Source organism: Actinacidiphila glaucinigra, assembly GCF_900188405.1.
In the GTDB taxonomy this organism is placed as follows: Bacteria; Actinomycetota; Actinomycetes; order Streptomycetales; family Streptomycetaceae; genus Actinacidiphila; species Actinacidiphila glaucinigra.
Map to the genome: position 1 here is coordinate 227188 of NZ_FZOF01000006.1, position 13213 is coordinate 240400.

Here is a 13213-nt window from a genome sequence, read left to right on the forward strand (position 1 = left end):
GGGTGACGCCTCCGTAACACGGGGTCCGTAAGATCCGTTCATGACAGCGGACATCCTTCTTTCTCCGGGAGCCGGCCGGGACGGTGGCACGGGCCACTGGGCCCCCGGCGAGCAGGTGCTGTGGCGATACCGCGGCAACGGCAGCGACGCGGTGCACATCTGCCGTCCGGTGACCGTGGTCCGCGACGACCCGGAACTGCTGGCGGTGTGGATGGCGCCGGGCACCGAGTGCGTCAAGCCGGTCCTCGCGGACGGCTCGCCGATCCACCACGAGCCGCTGGAGACCCGCTACCTCAGGCCGCGTACGACGTCCGTGGACCGCTGGTGGGGCGCGGGCGTGCTGAAGCTGGCCCGGCCGGAGGAGCCCTGGTCGGTGTGGCTGTTCTGGGAGCAGGGCTGGCGCTTCAAGAACTGGTACGTGAACCTGGAGGAGCCGCGGCGCCGCTGGTCGGGCGGGGTCGACTCGGAGGACCACTTCCTGGACATCCACGTCACCCCCGACCGCGGCTGGCAGTGGCGGGACGAGGACGAGTTCGCGCAGGCGCAGACCGCCGGCCTGATGACGGCGGCCACGGCCGAGCGGGTGCGGGAGGCCGGCCGCCGGGCGGTCGGGGTGATCGGCGCCTGGGGGCGGCCCTTCCGGGACGGATGGGAGCACTGGCGTCCGAATCCGGCGTGGCCGGTACCGGCCCTTCCGGTTGACTGGGATCGTCCGGCAAGGTGACCGCGTGAGCGGCTTGCCCGGGACCCCTACCCCAATCGTAAGATCGTGGCCCATAGTGCTGCACAAAACACAGGCTCACACTAGAGTTTGACGCTATGTCACCAAGGTCATACGGGAGGCCCGGGCTGTGGGAGTCGGCGGCTACGAGGACATACGGCTGGACCGCACCGGCCAGGCCGAGGGGTTCGACGCCATAGGTGACCGCTACGACGAGGCCTTCCCGCACAAGGAAGGCCAGGTCACCGCGGGCGAACGGCTCCTGACGCGGCTCCCCGCGGGCTCCCGGGTCCTGGACCTGGGCTGCGGCACGGGGCTGCCGACCGGCCGTCAGCTGGTCGAGGCCGGGCACAAGGTGACGGGTGTGGACCTCTCCGCGGGGATGCTCGCGCTCGCCCGCCGGCACGTGCCGCGGGCGGACTTCCACCGGGCCGACATCGCCGACCTGCGGACCGGCGGCCGCCACGGACCGGGCGGCCCGCAGGACCTGGGCCGCTTCGACGCCGTCGTGGCCTTCTTCTCGCTGCTGATGCTGCCTCGCGTGGAGATCCCGCTGGCCCTGCGCAGCGTCCACGACCTCCTCGTCCCGGGCGGTATGTTCACCCTTTCGATGGTGGAAGCCGACGTGGATGACTTCGCGATTCCGTTCCTTGGTAACACCATCCGGGTATCGGGTTATCTACGGGACGAATTGCGCCAGGTGGTCGCCGAAGCGGGATTCACGGTCCTTGAGGAGGATTCGTACGCGTACGCGCCGCACACCACCGAAGTGCCGCCGGAGGAGCAGCTCTTCCTGCACTGCCGACGACCCGCCTGACGCGGCCGCCCCGCCACGTGCCCGGCATGTGACGCACCCGACCGGATGGAACGACCAGCGTGAGCACGGAGCGCATTTCTGAGCAGGCCGCCGTCCAGGGGACGACGGCCGGCCCGGCACGTCCGGGCGACACCGAACCCGTACCGGATCCACGGGCCGGCTTCCGGCTGCCCCCGGACCCGGGCCCTGGCGCCGAGGCGGTCACGCCCCCGTCCGGGGCGCGGACCCCCGGCCGGTCCCCGGACCCGGCCGCCGCGGGCGAGCGCCCGCGCCGCGGCCGCCGGAGCGGCGGCGCCAAGCGCGGCGCGGCTGCCGGCGGGGCCGGCGATCCCGGCGGCGCGTCCACGCCGCCGGCGCAGCGTCAGACCCCCTCCGACGTCCCCGCGTCGACCCCCGCCCCCGCCAAGCCCGGCCGCGGCGGCCGGCGTGCGCGCGGCGGACGTTCCGCGCGGCAGTCCTCCGAGGTGCGGGACCGTCAGGCCGCCCGGGTGGTGGCCGGGGAGGGTGTGGCCGCCGTCCAGCACATGACGGCCGTCCCCGCGGACGGCGCCCGCGGACGCCAGACCGTACGGCTGCGCACCCCCGAGGCCCCCGGCGGCGCCCCGGCGACCGGTGAGTCCTGGAACCGCGCCGCGGGCCGGGACCGGCGGGCCGCCACCGCCATGGCCGCACCCGTGGAGCCCGGCCGCCGCGCCACCGCGGGCGGCGGGACCCCGGGCGTCCCGGGCGTTCCCGGCCCCGCGCAGCCGGAGGGCGGCGAGTCGCGCACCCGGCAGCGCACCCCCGACACGACGCTGCCCACCTCCCGGGCGACCGGCCGGCAGGGCGGCCGCGGCGGCCCCGCGGGCGGGCACCCGGTGGACGAGGACTCCACCGGAGGCCAGCCGCTGAAGAAGATCGGACCGCAGAACCGCGGCCGGGCGGGACAGGCCGAGACCGACCGGCTGCGCTACATCGGCGCGGCCACCCGCCGCATCGCCCGCGGCCTGGACCTCGACGAGATCGTGCTGGGCCTGTGCCGCTCGGCGGTGCCCGCCTTCGCCGACGCGATCCTGGTCTACCTGCGCGACCCGCTGCCGGTCGGCGACGAGCGCCCCTCCGGTCCGCTGGTGCTGCGGCTGCGGCGCACCGACCGGGTGCCGGACGAGGACGCCCCGGAGCCGGTGGAGGGACTGCTCATGCCGGTCGTCCCCTCCACGGAGGGCGCCTACGGCTCGGCCGCCGAGGTCGTGAACGTCCCCGTGGACGGCCCGCTGGCCGAGGTGCTGCGCGGGGTGCGTCCGGTGTTCTCGGAGAACGCGCAGTCCACGGCGGCCCTCCACGAGCTGGTCGGGGGCTGCCGTGAGGCGGAGTTCGGCGAGACCTTAGACCTTCCGGCCGGACGCCGGGCGATCCTGGCACCACTGCGCGGCCGCCGCCGGGTGATCGGCGCGACCGTGCTGCTGCGTCGTCCCGAGCGCGCGCCGTTCGACCAGGACGACCTGCTGATCGCGGCCCAGCTGGCCACCCACACCGCGCTCGGCGTGGACAAGGCGGTGCTCTACGACCGCGAGGCGTCCATCGCCGACTCCCTGCAGCGCGAGATGCTGCCGGACTCCCTGCCTGAGCCCACCGGGGTCCGGCTGGCCAGCCGCTACCTGCCCGCCGCCGAGTCCGCCCGGGTCGGCGGCGACTGGTACGACGCGATCCCGCTGCCCGGCAGCCGGGTGGCGCTGGTGGTCGGCGACGTCATGGGCCACTCCATGACCTCGGCGGCGATCATGGGCCAGCTGCGGACGACCGTGCAGACCCTGGCGGGCCTGGACCTGTCGCCGCAGGAGGTGCTCTACCACCTGGACGAGCAGGCCCAGCGGCTCGGCCAGGACCGCATGGCCACCTGCATCTACGCGGTCTACGACCCGATAGCGCACCGGGTGACCATCGCCAACGCGGGCCACCCGCCGCCGGTGCTGCTGCACGCCAGCGGCCTGGCCGAGGTGCTGCGCGTGCCGCCGGGCGCGCCGATCGGCGTGGGCGGCGTGCCCTTCGAGGCGGTGGAGCTGCCCGCCCCGGCCGGGGCCACGCTGCTGCTGTACACCGACGGCCTGGTGGAGTCCCGCGCCCGTGACGTGTGGGGCGGCATCGAGATGCTGCGCGAGCGGCTGCACACGGCGTCGGCGGTGGTGTGCCCGCCGCCGCTGGAGCCGCTGTGCGACGAGGTGCTGGAGATCGTCGGGCCGGGCGACCGGGACGACGACATCGCGCTGCTGGCCGCCCGCTTCGACGGCATCGCGCCGCGCGACGTCGCCTACTGGTTCCTGGAGCCGCGGGCGCAGACGGCCGGCCGGGCCCGGCGGCTGGTACGCCAGGCGCTCAGCCGCTGGAACCTGGAGCCGCTGGCCGAGGCGACGGAGCTGCTGGTCAGCGAGGTGGTGACCAATGCGGTGCGATACGCCGAGCGTCCCATCACGCTGCGGCTGCTCCGCACCGACGTGCTGCGCTGCGAGGTCGGCGACGACGCCCCGACGCTGCCGCGGATGCGCCACGCCCAGCCGCAGGACGAGGGCGGGCGCGGGCTCTATCTGGTCAACCGGATGGCGCAGCGCTGGGGAGCGACGCGGCTGAGCGCCGGGAAGGTGGTCTGGTTCGAAATGGGCATTCCGGGCGGTGTCGACCGGTAGACACTCCGTATCCGTACACGTTTTATTTTTGGACATTGTCCAGATCCATGGCGTGAAGCCATTGTCCGGCGTGCCGAGCCGGTGATTCAGTGTTTGTGTGGTCGTTAGCGACCAGGAGCCCCCGACGGACTCTTCCGAAGATCGACGGGAGGACACATTCACATGAGCACCCCCTACACCACCAGCAACGCCGGGATCCCGGTGGAGAGCGACGCGCATTCGCTCACGGTGGGCTCGGACGGCCCGGTTCTCCTCCAGGACCACTACCTGATCGAGAAGATGGCGCAGTTCAACCGCGAACGGGTCCCGGAGCGTGTGGTGCACGCCAAGGGCTCGGGCGCCTACGGCGTCTTCGAGGTGACCAACGACGTCAGCCAGTTCACCAAGGCCGACCTCTTCCAGCCGGGACGCCGCACGGAGATGCTGGCCCGCTTCTCCACGGTCGCCGGCGAGCTGGGCAGTCCCGACACCTGGCGCGACCCGCGCGGCTTCGCCCTGAAGTTCTACACCGAGTACGGCAACTACGACCTGGTCGGCAACAACACCCCGGTCTTCTTCGTGCGCGACGCGATGAAGTTCCAGGACTTCATCCGCAGCCAGAAGCGCCGCCCCGACTCCGGCCTGCGTGACAACAACATGCAGTGGGACTTCTGGACGCTGTCCCCCGAGTCGGCGCACATGGTCACCTGGCTGATGGGCGACCGCGGCGTGCCCAGGACCTACCGCCACATGAACGGCTACGGCTCCCACACCTACATGTGGGTCAACGGCGGCGGCGAGCGGCACTGGATCAAGTACCACTTCAAGACCGACCAGGGCATCGACTTCCTCACCCAGGAGGAGGCCGACCACTTCGCGGGCGCCGACGGCGATCTGCACCGCCGGGACCTCTTCCAGGCCATCGAGCGCGGCGAACACCCCTCGTGGACGCTGTACGTGCAGGTCATGCCGTTCGACGACGCCGCGGACTACCGGTTCAACCCCTTCGACCTCACCAAGGTGTGGCCGCACGGCGACTACCCGCTGATCGAGGTCGGCCGGATGACCCTGAACAGGAACCCCGAGGACTACTTCATCCACATCGAGCAGGCCGCCTTCGAGCCCAACAACATGGTGCCCGGCATCGGCCCCTCGCCGGACAAGATGCTCCTCGGCCGGCTCTTCTCGTACGCCGACACCCACCGCTACCGGATCGGCCCCAACTACGCCCAGTTGCCGCCGAACCGGCCGCACACCGAGGTGCGCTCGTACGCCAAGGACGGCCCGATGCGCTACGAGCCGTCGCGCACCGCCGCCCCCTACGCGCCGAACTCCGTCGGCGGGCCCGAGGCCGACATCGCCCGCTTCGGCGACCCGGCCGGCTGGGAGGTCGCGGGGAACATGGTGCACGAGCCGTACAAGCTGCACCGTGAGGACGACGACTTCGGCCAGGCCGGGACGATGGTCCGCAAGGTCCTGGACGACGCCGCCCGCGACCGGCTGGTCTCCAACGTGTCGGGCCATCTGATGAACGGGGTCAGCGCCCCCGTCCTGGCACGCGCGGTCGAGTACTGGCGCAACATCGACAAGGAGGTCGGCGACCGCATCGCCGCCAACGTCAACGGCCTGTAGGCAGGACCTCCCCACCGCCGCAGCCCCGGAGCACGTGATGTCCGTCCGTGCCCCGGGGCTGCATCGCGCCCGCCGGGACGGAACCGGCCGGGCCCCGCGCGCATCCCATCGGCATGCGGACGAGACGGTGGGCGAGGGCGGGGGCCGTCGTACCCCTGGCGGTGACGGCGGTGGGCTGCGGGGCCCTGGGGGCGGGCGGCCCCGACTGCACGGACATCGGGGCGCGGTCGGGGGTGCGGCTCGTGTTCGACACGGAGCCGGGCACGACCTACCGGCTCTGCGCCGGCGCGGTGTGCTCGCGGAGCGGAACGGGCGACGGGCGGGAGATGCTGCTCGCCGTGGACCTGCCCGGGGCGACCGGGCCGAAGCGGGTCGCGGTGCGCTTCACCGGCACCCCGCAGGACGCCCCGGGGACCGCGGCCGGGCCCGCGGTGGACGAGCGCGTCGACGTCACGCTCGAGAAGTGGCAGCCGAACGGCCCGGGCTGCGAGCCCACCGCGTATCAGGCCCGTCTCGGGTACGAACCGGGAAAAGGCCTGTTCAGGAAGGGTTAGGTCACCGGCGCGTCACTATGCACAAGATCTATACACCGTAGGTATACGCGTCGTGTAGAGTCCTCGGTCATGAGCATCGGCCACACCCTGCTCGGACTCCTGGAGTCCGGCCCGCGCCACGGGTACGACCTGAAGCGGGCATTCGACGGCAAGTTCGGTCACGACCGCCCGCTGCACTACGGGCAGGTCTACTCGACGATGGCGCGGCTGCTGAAGCACGGGCTGGTCGAGGTCGACGGCATCGAGCCCGGCGGCGGCCCGGAACGCAAGCGGTACGCCATCACCGAGGCCGGGATCACCGACGTCGAGAAGTGGCTCGCGCAGCCGGAGAAGCCCGAGCCCTACCTGCAGAACACCCTCTACACCAAGGTCGTCCTCGCGCTGCTCACCGGGCGCAGCGCCGCCGGTCTGCTCGACACCCAGCGGTCCGAGCATCTGCGGCTGATGCGGGAACTGACCGAACGCAAACGACACGGCGACCTCGCGGACCAGCTCGTCTGCGACCACGCCCTGTTCCACCTGGAGGCGGACCTGCGGTGGCTGGAGCTCACCGCCGCCCGCCTCGACCTACTCGCGGCGGAGGTAGCCGAGTGAGCACCACGGACAACCTGATGGAGGCCGTCGACCTGCACAAGGCGTACGGCCCGACCCCCGCCCTGGACGGCGCGGAGTTCGCGATCCGCGCCGGGGAGGTGGTCGCCGTCATGGGGCCGTCCGGCTCGGGCAAGTCGACGCTGCTGCACTGCCTGGCCGGCATCGTCCGGCCGGACTCCGGAAGCGTGCTGTACCGGGGACGCGACCTGACCGCGATGAGCGACGCCGAGCGCAGCGCGCTGCGCCGCGGCGAGTTCGGCTTCGTCTTCCAGTTCGGCCAGCTCGTCCCGGAGCTGACCTGCGTGGAGAACGTCGCGCTGCCGCTGCGGCTGAACGGCACCCGGCGCAAGGAGGCCGAGGCCCGGGCCTCGGAGTGGCTGGCCCGGCTGGAGGTCGGCGAACTGGCGGGCAAGCGCCCCGGCGAGATCTCCGGCGGTCAGGGCCAGCGCGTCGCGGTGGCCAGGGCCCTGGTCACCGGCCCGCGGGTGATCTTCGCCGACGAGCCGACCGGCGCCCTGGACTCCCTCAACGGCGAGCGCGTGATGCGCCTGCTCACCGACGCCGCCCGTGACACCGACGCCGCCGTCGTCCTCGTCACGCACGAGACGCGGGTGGCCGCCTACTCCGACCGCGAGGTCGTCGTACGCGACGGCAAGTCCCGCGACATGGAGAGGGTGGCATGAGCACCACCCACCCCTCCCCCGGCGGCGGCACCCTCGCCACCTGGGTCCGCGACCTCGGCCTGGGCATCCGCTTCGCGGTGACCGGCGGCCGCGAGGGCTGGACCCGCACCCTGCTCACCGCGGTCGGCGTCGGCCTCGGAGTGGCGATGCTGCTGCTGGCGGCCGCCGTGCCGGCCATGATGGGCGCCCGCAACGACCGCGGCTACGACCGGGACTACTCCTGGTTCAACGAGCCGCCGAAGCGGACCGCCAGCACCGTGCTGTTCGCGCCGGCCGACACCAGCTTCCGCGACGACTCCATCCGCGGTCTGCTCCTCAAGGCCGACGGCGACCGGCCGGTGCTGCCGCCGGGCGTCGAGGCGATGCCCGCGTCCGGCGAGATGGTGGTCTCCCCCGCGCTGAAGAAGCTGCTCGACCAGCCCGGCAGCAAGCTGCTGCGGGAACGGCTGGACTACCGCCCCGCCGGCGTCATCGGCGACCAGGGACTGCTCGGGCCCGCCGAACTGGCCTACTACGCGGGCAGCGACAAGCTCGTCGCGCGGAGCCAGGACGGGTCCACCGGGAACGCCACCCGCATCCCGCACTTCGGGCGCGGCGAGTCGAAGCCCGAGCCCCTGGGCGGCGTGCTGACCATGCTGGTCATCATCATCGTCGTGGTGCTGCTGATGCCGGTGGCCGTCTTCATCGGCACCGCCGTCCGCTTCGGCGGCGAACGCCGGGACCGGCGGCTGGCCGCGCTGCGGCTGGTCGGCGCGGACAGCAGGACGACGCGGCGGATCGCGGCCGGGGAAGCGCTTTTCGGATCGCTGCTCGGACTCGTCGTGGGCACGGGGATCTTCCTGATAACCCGGCAGTTCTCGACCGAGGTGACGCTGTACGACATCAGCGTCTTCCCGTACGACATCACGCCCGGTCCCGGGCTGGCGGCCCTGGTGGCGCTGGCGGTTCCCGGCGCGGCCGTCGCGGTCACCCTGCTGGCGATGCGCGGCATCGCCGTCGAGCCGCTCGGCGTGGTGCGCAAGGCCACGGCGCAGAAGCGGCGGCTGTGGTGGCGCCTGCTGATCCCGCTGGCCGGGCTCGGACTGCTGGCTCCGCTGTTCGGGACCGTCTCCCAGGAAGACGCCGGGGTCAACCCCTACCAGGTGACGGCCGGTGTGGTCCTGCTGCTGGTCGGTCTCACCACCGTGCTGCCCTGGCTGGTCGAGTCCGTCGTCGGCCGCTTCCGCGGCGGCCCGCTGCCCTGGCAGCTGGCCACGCGGCGCGTCCAGCTCGACAGCAGTGCCGCCGCCCGCATGGTCAGCGGTGTCACCGTCGCCGTCGCGGGGGCGATAGCCCTCCAGTCGCTCTTCACGGGGGTGCAGAGCGACTTCGTCACGGCGACCGGCGACGACCCGGACCGCGCCCAGCTCAGCGTCTCGCAGTCCGTCGACAGCGGGGCGCAGGCGCAGCGCGTGGAGAAGGCCTTCGCCGACACCCCGGGCATCCGCGACGTGCTCGGCGTCATCCAGGACGACGCCGTCCAGGGAAACGCCTCGACGCTGAAGTCCGAGGACATCACTTACGCGACCCTCGTCGTGGGGGACTGCGCGACGCTGCGCGAACTCGCCCGCGTCGGGGCCGGCTGCGCCGACGGCGACGTGTTCCTGGTCCAGGATCCGGGAGGCTACGGCGACATGAGCTTCGCCAAGCCCGGCGACACGCTCGACCTCAACACACCGGTCACGGACAAGTACACCGGCACGCCGCAGCCGTGGCGCATCCCGGCCGACGCCCGCACGGCTCGGTCCCGCGTCTCGCCGGACGGGGAACAGACGTGGGGTGTGCTGGCCACCCCCGCCGCCCTGGACGTGGCGGCACTGCCCTCGCCCAGCGTCCGGCTCATGCTCCGGACCGACCCGGGATCGCCGGACGCCGTCGAACACGCCCGCAACACCGCGGCGCGGATCGACCCCACGCTCACCGTCTTCGAGCTGACCGCCACCCACGAGTCCCGCAAGTTCACGACCATCCGGCGCGGACTGTTCATCGGCGCCACGGCGACCCTGGCCCTGATCGGCGCCAGCCTGCTGGTCTCCATGCTGGAGCAACTGCGCGAGCGCAGGAAGCTGCTGGCCGTCCTGGTCGCCTTCGGCACCCGGCGGTCCGTGCTCGGGCTGTCGGTGCTCTGGCAGACCGCGCTGCCGGTCGCCCTGGGGCTCGCCCTCGCCATCGTCGGCGGTGCCGGTCTCGGCGCCGTCCTGCGGACGATGGTGGGTGAGAGCCCCCATGTCGACTGGGCGAGCGTGGGCGTCATGACGGGTGCCGGCGCGGGGGTGGTCGTCCTGGTCACCCTGCTGAGCCTGCCGCCGCTGTGGCGCATGATGCGGCCGGACGGGCTGCGCACCGAGTGACCCCGGGCGGTTCGCCCGTCAGCGGGCGAACCGCACCGGAAGCGGTTTCAGGGCACCGCGCAGCGCGGAGGCGAAAGCCTCGAACTCCTCCGCGCGCGCGGTGCCCGCGCGCATCGCCAGCGCGATCCGCCGCGACGGCGCCGGGTCGGCGAAGAACCCCGTGGCCAGGTCCGCGCTGCGTCCGGTCTCCACCGGGACCGCCGTCCTCGGCAGCAGCGTCACCCCGAGCCCGCCAGCCACCAGTTGCACCAGCGTGGACAGCCCCGCCGCGGTCGTGGTGGCGGTCGCCCCCTCGGTGCGGCCCGCCTCCCGGCAGACGTCCAGCGCCTGGTCGCGCAGGCAGTGGCCCTCCTCCAGCAGCAGCAGATCCAGCTGCCGCAGGGCCGCCCTGGGGATGTCCGTCCGTCCGGCCAGCCAGTGGTCCCGCGGGGTGACCAGGACGAAGTCCTCGTCGAAGAGCGGCAGTTCGGCGACGGAGGGAACACCGAGCGGGACGGCGAGGAGCAGCAGGTCCAGCCGGCCCGCCGCGAGGCCGTCCAGCAGCGAGGACGTCTGCTCCTCGTGCACCTGGAGGTCGAGTTCCGGGTACGCGCCGTGGACCAGCCGCAGCACGGTCGGCAGCAGATACGGCGCGACCGTGGGGATCACCCCGAGCCGCAGCACCCCGGTGAAGGGCGCACGCGCCGCCTCCGCCTCGTCCAGCAGGTCCCCGAGCGCCTCCAGCACCGCGTGCGCCCGGACCGCGACGCGCTCCCCCGCCGAGGTCAGCAGCACCTTGCGGGTCGTGCGCTCCACGAGCACCACTCCGAGCGCCTCCTCCAGCGCGGCGACCGCCCCGGACAGCGCCGGCTGGCTCGTCCCGATCGCCGAGGCCGCGTCCCTGAAGTGCAGGTGCTCGGCGACCGCCGCGAAGGCCCGCAACTGGGACAGACTGGGCTGGCGCCGGCTCGTGCGCTGACTGCTGATAACCGCCTCCGATCAAGCGCTTCCCAGTCTAGTTGCGCGGGCGATCAATGGCCGCAGGAGCCCGGCCGCCGCTGGCATCAGCCCTGTGGCACCGGTCACTGTGCGCAGCGGGTCGGCGCAACCTCACTCGTCGATAAGAGGTGCCGATCAATGCGACCCGTCGGGACGATTTCACTGATCAATGGGCTCATGGCAGGGTGATCGGGACCCATCGAGGGACCGCCGCGGCCACCCCGCGCCCGGGTCCCGACCCTCACTAGGAGTGTGCGTGCTCACCGTCGGTGACAAGTTCCCCCTGTTCGAACTGACCGCCTGTGTGGACCTCGACCCCGAGAAGGCCTTCGCCCAGATCGACCACAAGTCGTACGAGGGCAAGTGGAAGGTCTACTTCGCGTGGCCGAAGGACAGCGAATAACCCACCTTGTGGAAGCTCATCTTCCGCATGTGATAATCGCTCTCTGATGGCGCTCGCAGGCCGCTGACCAGCGGAAATGATCAACAGGTCAGCGAACGAGCGCAGGGAGCACGATGACACCGATAGCCGTAGCCGACACGATCCACTCGGACATGCTCGTCCCCCTCGGTATGTACCGACGGGTCTCCGAGGACAAGACCCTGAAGGGTCGCACCTCGACGTGGCGTGAGATCGAGGAGCAGGTCAAGGAGCAGGAGAGCGCGATCCGCGCCTTCGCGAAGACCCTCCCCTTCGAGGCCGCCATCACGCGGGACTACTGCGACAACAACACGCCGGCATCGGACCCCTTCATCATCCGAGACGACTTCGAGCGCATGCTCAAGGATCTCGAAGCCGGAGTGATCCGAGGCATCCTCTTCCTGCACTCGGACCGGCTCGCCCGCCTCGTCTACGACGCCGCCCGCGTGTGCCGCGTCTTCGAGATGAACCCGGAGTACGTCGGCCTGTCCGTCGAGGGCAGTGTCGACCTCTCGACCGTCGAGGGTCGAGGCATGTTCGTCATGCAGGCCACCGTGGGCAACATGGAGATCGGCAACATCAAGCGGCGTGTGACCCGCACGAACCGCCGCGTCGCAGAGAAGGGCGTCATGCACGGGGCGCCCCGCCCGTTCGGCTGGAACGACGACCGGCGGACCCTGCACAACGAAGAGGCGAAGATCGTCCGTGACGCCATCCTCGCCATCCCCGGCGGGTACACGGTCGCCGACTTCAAGCGGAAGCTCACCGAGTACGGGTACGTCCCGAAGCAGACGAAACGATCCGGCGAGGGCCGCCGCGCGATCCAGCACAGCGCCGCCGAGGCCATCCTGATCAACCCTCGCGTAGCCGGGTACCGGCTGCACGTACCCGAGTCCGTCCGGCGGAGCGCGAAGGCTCGCCTGTGGCTCCCGGACTTCATCACCTACAAGGACGGGAAGCCGGTCGTCGGCGACTGGGAGGCCATCACCACACACGACGAGTGGAAGGCCGCGACGGACGAGATCAAGGCTCGCAAGGCGGCCAACAAGACGGGCCTCAAGGGCAAGAAGCACACCACCACGGCCACGCACCTGTGCTCGGGGATCGCGCGTTGCGGGAAGTGCTCCACGCCGATGTGGTCGAACCCGTACTCGGAGAAGCACCACCCCACGGCGTTCAAGCTGTACGGCTTCCGGTACGCCTGCCTGACGAGTCAGGGCGGGTGCGGAGGAGTCACGCGCGTGGGGCCGCCGGTCGACACGTTCGTCGAGCACGCGTTCCTCGCTCACACGAACCGCGGGCTCGGGGATTCCGTCGAGAAGGCTGCGCAGCTCGACGAGTCGATTCACGACAGCCGCCTTGACGAGATCGCGGACGAGATCGCCGACGTGAACGAGCGGCGGCGCGTGAAACGGATCTCGACCTCGGCCGCCCTGGACATGATCGAGGAGCTGGAGGCCGAGCGGGATGCACTCCTCTCGGAGCGGGGGAAGATCGCGCTCCAGAAGCGGCAACAGGCGCTGCTCAGTCCGGAGGCCCTGTCGGACTGGGAGAACCTGACCATGTCGGAGAAGCGGGCGCGGCTCAAGACGAGCATCCGGGCCGTGATCGTGCACCCGTCCGGCAGGGGTAAGCGGTTCGACGAGGATCTGATCGAGATCGTCTGGAAGGACAACCCGGCCGCCTGAGCCGGGGAAAGGGGAAGACCCCCCTCCCTACTTCGGGCGGGGGGTCTTCTCTGTGGGCTTCAAGCCCCACTGCTTCATCACCACGCGACGCCAGGC

The 13213-nt window shown here is 71.8% G+C and carries 10 protein-coding genes and 1 pseudogene; 10 read left to right on the top strand and 1 reads right to left on the bottom strand.

Annotated features, from left to right (window positions below; all coding sequences use genetic code 11):
- Positions 1-40: 40 nt before the first annotated feature.
- The 8 genes from fomD (at position 41) to CHF15_RS14585 (ending at position 10030) form a co-directional block, all read left to right on the top strand.
- Positions 41-724: a cytidylyl-2-hydroxypropylphosphonate hydrolase gene (gene fomD, locus CHF15_RS14550; protein ID WP_089224187.1), complete on the top strand. Its 684-nt coding sequence runs from the start codon at positions 41-43 to the stop codon at positions 722-724.
- Between the two features lie 127 nt (positions 725-851).
- A complete protein-coding gene (locus tag CHF15_RS14555) occupies positions 852-1538 on the top strand; it encodes a class I SAM-dependent DNA methyltransferase (protein ID WP_089224188.1) in 687 nt (228 codons plus the stop codon).
- 524 nt (positions 1539-2062) lie between these two features.
- Positions 2063-4198 carry a SpoIIE family protein phosphatase gene (locus tag CHF15_RS14560; protein WP_410169641.1) on the top strand — a complete coding sequence of 712 codons (2136 nt, stop codon included), beginning with the start codon at positions 2063-2065 and terminating at the stop codon, positions 4196-4198.
- 162 nt (positions 4199-4360) lie between these two features.
- The gene (locus tag CHF15_RS14565; protein ID WP_089224190.1) at positions 4361-5809 is read left to right on the top strand and encodes a catalase; all 1449 of its coding nucleotides are present in this window, start codon (positions 4361-4363) and stop codon (positions 5807-5809) included.
- Between the two features lie 113 nt (positions 5810-5922).
- The gene (locus tag CHF15_RS14570; protein WP_143681568.1) at positions 5923-6363 is read left to right on the top strand and encodes a hypothetical protein; all 441 of its coding nucleotides are present in this window, start codon (positions 5923-5925) and stop codon (positions 6361-6363) included.
- Between the two features lie 69 nt (positions 6364-6432).
- On the top strand, positions 6433-6957 hold the full coding sequence (locus tag CHF15_RS14575; protein ID WP_089224192.1) for a PadR family transcriptional regulator: 525 nt from the start codon (positions 6433-6435) through the stop codon (positions 6955-6957).
- A gap of 17 nt (positions 6958-6974) precedes the next feature.
- Entirely contained in the window at positions 6975-7640 is a 666-nt protein-coding gene (locus CHF15_RS14580; RefSeq protein ID WP_179279808.1) for an ABC transporter ATP-binding protein, read from the top strand.
- The gene (locus CHF15_RS14585) at positions 7637-10030 is read left to right on the top strand and encodes an FtsX-like permease family protein (protein ID WP_089224194.1); all 2394 of its coding nucleotides are present in this window, start codon (positions 7637-7639) and stop codon (positions 10028-10030) included. Before CHF15_RS14580 ends, CHF15_RS14585 begins: the two co-directional genes overlap by 4 nt.
- Positions 10031-10048: 18 nt before the next feature.
- Here the strand turns inward: CHF15_RS14585 and CHF15_RS14590 are convergent, their stop codons facing one another.
- A complete protein-coding gene (locus CHF15_RS14590) occupies positions 10049-10951 on the bottom strand; it encodes a hydrogen peroxide-inducible genes activator (protein WP_245938824.1) in 903 nt (300 codons plus the stop codon).
- A gap of 313 nt (positions 10952-11264) precedes the next feature.
- On the opposite strand from CHF15_RS14590, the pseudogene CHF15_RS14595 reads away from it, so the two are divergent.
- Together CHF15_RS14595 and CHF15_RS14600 are read left to right on the top strand one after the other, a co-directional pair.
- Positions 11265-11402 (top strand): annotated as a pseudogene (locus tag CHF15_RS14595) (peroxiredoxin); the annotation flags it as partial.
- Between the two features lie 122 nt (positions 11403-11524).
- A complete protein-coding gene (locus tag CHF15_RS14600) occupies positions 11525-13117 on the top strand; it encodes a recombinase family protein (protein WP_089224196.1) in 1593 nt (530 codons plus the stop codon).
- Positions 13118-13213: the final 96 nt, after the last annotated feature.